The organism is Listeria sp. ILCC797, assembly GCF_900186185.1.
Taxonomy (GTDB): Bacteria; Bacillota; Bacilli; order Lactobacillales; family Listeriaceae; genus Listeria; species Listeria goaensis.
The window spans coordinates 1-2094 of record NZ_FYBS01000022.1 but is presented as its reverse complement, the minus strand read 5'-3'; the positions used below and the strand labels follow the sequence as shown (position 1 = coordinate 2094).

Sequence of the window (2094 nt, the reverse complement as noted above, 5' to 3'; positions counted from 1 at the left end):
CTACAAAAACTTTTTTGACTTACGCCCTTGTACCAGGCGAAGCCTGAACAATGGCCTATCCCTTGCGCAAATCTTGCTACAAATGTTTACATGGCCTGCCATCAGAAAGGCAAAAATTCAGCCTTTCGACTTCCTGGTTTTGTCAAACCAGAAAGCTAAAAATGAAAAGAGGCGGTTTATCCCATGTTTAATGACAATTTTTACCCATCACCAAAAGAAGTGCAAAGATTACTAACGAAAGAACTTCCAGAATATCAAATAAATAAAATTCTTGAACCAAGTGCAGGAAAAGGCGACTTAGTGCAACATCTACAGAAAAAATTTTCCCATGCCAAGATTGATGTTGTGGAGAAAGAACCAGATTGCTGCCACATTTTAAACGGTCAGGGCTTTCCTGTTCTTGGAAACGATTTTTTACAGTTTCATACGTATACCGAATATGATGCAATTGTGATGAATCCACCGTTTTCTGAGGGCGATAAACATGTCTTACATGCCATTCATTTAGCAGAAGGGCAAGTGCAAAATAAATGTGTGATTCATGCGATTGTGAACGCGGAGACGATTCGAAATCCATTTTCAAAAACTAGACAAAAACTTGCCCTGCTTTGTCAAAAATATCATGCAAAAATTACTTTTCATTCCGATTTGTTCCAAGAGGCAGAGCGTCGAACAAATGTGGAAACAGCGATAATTAGAATGACAGTCAGCCCTACGACAGCAAAAGTAGATACTTGGTTGAATGAGATAAACAAAAATGTTAAGAATCATCTGGAAAGTCAAGAACTGGAAACGAGCCTATCGACTTTCCTTCATTCTCAAGAACTGGCAGAACGTGTGGAAAAAATACAAAGTCTAGTCATGCGATACGACTACCATGTGAAAAAAATAAAAGCGTATTTTGAAAGTCAAAAGGCTTTGGAATACCTAGAAAGTTTACTAGAGAAAGAAAGCGAGCTTTCTTTCTGCTCGGTCACAAATTATGGAGGAAATCAGTCCCTTAATGCATGTTTAGAAAGTGTTCGGGAGCGTTATTGGGAAGCTATTTTAAATACAGATGAATTCCGGAAAAATTTAACTGTACACGGAAAAACAAAGTTGAATCAATATTTGATGGGTGCGGCAAAGCTTGAAATTAACCTGGATAATATCAAACTATTACTTCAAGCGCTCATACAGAATGCTGATGATATGTTGTTAGATAGTTGTGTACATATGTTTGATAACATCACACAATATCATCATGAAGAATATGCGAACAATATTCATTATTATGATGGATGGGACACAAACAGCGCATTTAAAGTGAATAAAAAAATAATATTACCTTTGATGAACGATAGAGTATTTGACCTAGACCAAGCTATGGGTAAGGAAAGAAAATTTGGGCAAAAAGACGCCGAAGTTCGCTACGCATATCAATATATAGATTTTAGTGTAAAAAATTATTTAGATGACTTGATGAAAATGTTTCAAATGCTAGACCCACATGCTGAAGTAGAATTTCAAACCATTGCACGTGGAGAATTTGAAAATGGTGTCTTCAGATTCAAAATGTTCAATAAGGGCACAGTACATATTTGGTTTAAAGATATGGAGTTGCTAGAGAAATTTAATAAAATATGTGGACAACAAAAAAATTGGGTGCCGTGCGAGGAAGAAATTAAAACAAATTTAAACGCGAAAGAATTTACTCAAAGGAATTTTCCGAAAATGAAGCAGTTACAAGAAGCTTAAAACGATAAGGGGGAGGTTTCCCCCTTATTGAATCAAGAAAAGGAGCAAATGAATCTATCCGAGCGCGAGGCACACGGATGGAGACGGAAAGCCAAAAACGCTTTCCTTGGATCAAAAGGTGGTTGTCACCACCTGAAGGGCTCCAAGCTCCCAAAACGCCTGGTCGCATGGACAAGTCAAAAGCATAAGGTCAAGGGCATGGTTATTTTTAGCTGAAGCTAAAAATCCCTTATGAAAATCATTTTTACCTTTCTGCTTTGCCATACGCATTGTTCTGCGCTCACTTTGTTCGCTCCGTGACAACGCTTCAACATCTTGTGTGCATCTAGGCAGCCATTAGGCGGAACCTTGCGCTTC

At 38.0% G+C, this 2094-nt stretch carries 1 protein-coding gene; it reads left to right on the top strand.

Going from position 1 to position 2094, the window contains the following annotated elements:
- Window positions 1-183 precede the first annotated feature (183 nt).
- Window positions 184-1737, top strand: a complete 1554-nt coding sequence (locus BN1609_RS13860; RefSeq protein WP_088841047.1) for a DUF4942 domain-containing protein — start codon at window positions 184-186, stop codon at window positions 1735-1737.
- The last annotated feature ends 357 nt before the right edge of the window (window positions 1738-2094 follow it).

Coding starts and splice junctions, on each gene's coding strand:
- BN1609_RS13860 (WP_088841047.1), top strand. CDS start 184: ATGTTTAATGACAATTTTTACCCATCACCAAAAGAAGTGCAAAGATTA.